The organism is Limosilactobacillus coleohominis (assembly GCF_016901675.1).
Classification (GTDB): domain Bacteria; phylum Bacillota; class Bacilli; order Lactobacillales; family Lactobacillaceae; genus Limosilactobacillus; species Limosilactobacillus intestinavium.
This window is the reverse complement of record NZ_JACJKU010000136.1, coordinates 1-1,607: the sequence shown is the minus strand read 5'-3', so window position 1 is coordinate 1,607 and position 1,607 is coordinate 1. Positions and strand designations below refer to the sequence as shown.

Annotated in this window: 1 protein-coding gene; it reads right to left on the bottom strand. The window is 34.3% G+C overall.

Annotation, left to right across the window (positions count from 1 at the left end; all coding sequences use genetic code 11):
* Positions 1 to 249 precede the first annotated feature (249 nt).
* Positions 250 to 1,434: an ABC transporter permease gene (locus tag H5975_RS08005; protein WP_204785598.1), complete on the bottom strand. Its 1,185-nt coding sequence runs from the start codon at positions 1,432 to 1,434 to the stop codon at positions 250 to 252.
* Between the last annotated feature and the right edge of the window lie 173 nt (positions 1,435 to 1,607).

Here is a 1,607-nt window from a genome sequence, read left to right as displayed (position 1 = left end):
CGAACGGCTTATGGTTTCAGAAATTTTTATCATTTTAGAATTAGAATATTGATTGCATTAAAAAACTCTCACTTAACAGTTAGTTCTAATTGCAAAACAAAAACAGCCCAAGCAAAATGACTGCTTGAACTGTAAATTATATTATCAGTACCGATTGACAAAGAACCGGTTAAACGAACGTTAAGTCTCTTTGCTCCTTGTGAAGAAGTGTAACCAACCTGCGTTACACATCCAAACATATTTGAAAGATTAAATTGTTTTAGTCCTTTGAGCAGAATCCTCGGGCATTACTTTAATGGTTACCGGAAAAATCCTAACATTATTCTTCACTAAATTTTCAATGTATTGAAGAACCAATAATACCCATCCAAATGCCAAAATAAATGCTATTAACTCAAAAGCTGTCAGTGACAAATATGTAAATGCCTTAAATACAATATAATCAATTGACATGACTGCCCCAATAATATACGACACTTTTAGAAACTCTTTTGTTACTTCAGGTAATAGCCACCGAACTGTAATAATTAGAATCAGCAATAAATAAACTAACCACATTGAAATTCGGTCATGCAAAATATGAAATTGAGGATTGTTAGGAAAAAGACCAATGCATGCCATGCAAACACCAAGCGCAGAAAGTAGTCCACGTAAGATATTGATCTTCCACCCTTTATATTTACGATTAAGGTTAACAAACAAATAGTCAACTAAAATCATTAATAACAATCCCGAAAAGACTAAAGTGATATTAAAAGACAAGTGGGTACTATTTTTGGCAGTTCCCAAGAAGCTAAAATTATATTTCCACCAATCCTTGGTCGAATTCGTTAGCATTGAAAAACCGACACCGCCGACAATCATGATGGTCATCAGGTTAGTAATGATGCCAGGTGAAATGGTCATAGCCAAATTAATCATTAAATAATCAACCATTGCAACCGCAATAAAAACTAGCACAGTTGAAGTATAAATATCTAATTGAAGGCCTTTAAATAACTCTCCAAAAAGCCAATATAACGCTAACATGATAAATACAATGATCATTGCACACGCAACAATCAACGGTGGTAAACTTCGCCAAGTGAAGGCCTTAGCGGGCCCCTTTTCCTTGATTTTTTGTACAATAAACGTAACCGCAAAAAGAAACGTTCCACACAATGCACTTAAAATAATTGACGCGGCCGCAATCGAATTGTAACCACTCAAAGGAACAAGGTGCAGATGGTTAGTTAATGCATATATCAAAAAAGCACAAGCAGATATTAATGCTAAAGCACCATACCACCAAAAGTGGATCTGAGGAATCAGATCAATCACATTTGATGGACGAACTAGTATTGAATTATGCTCTAGTTGCATTGAGTAATCCATATTTTCCAGATCTAAGATTTCTTTTGCTGATTCTGGAATCTCGATTTGATATTTTTTCAATTTTCATCCTCCAGAAAAGTTTAACGTAATAACATTAGCACTAATCTGTATTCAAACACAAGAAAAAAAGGTTCTACACTATTCGGTACTGATGAGTTTTCATCAGTGCCGTTTTTGTATATGATGACAATAAAAAAGGACAATTACCCCAAAAAATACACACACGGTAATTG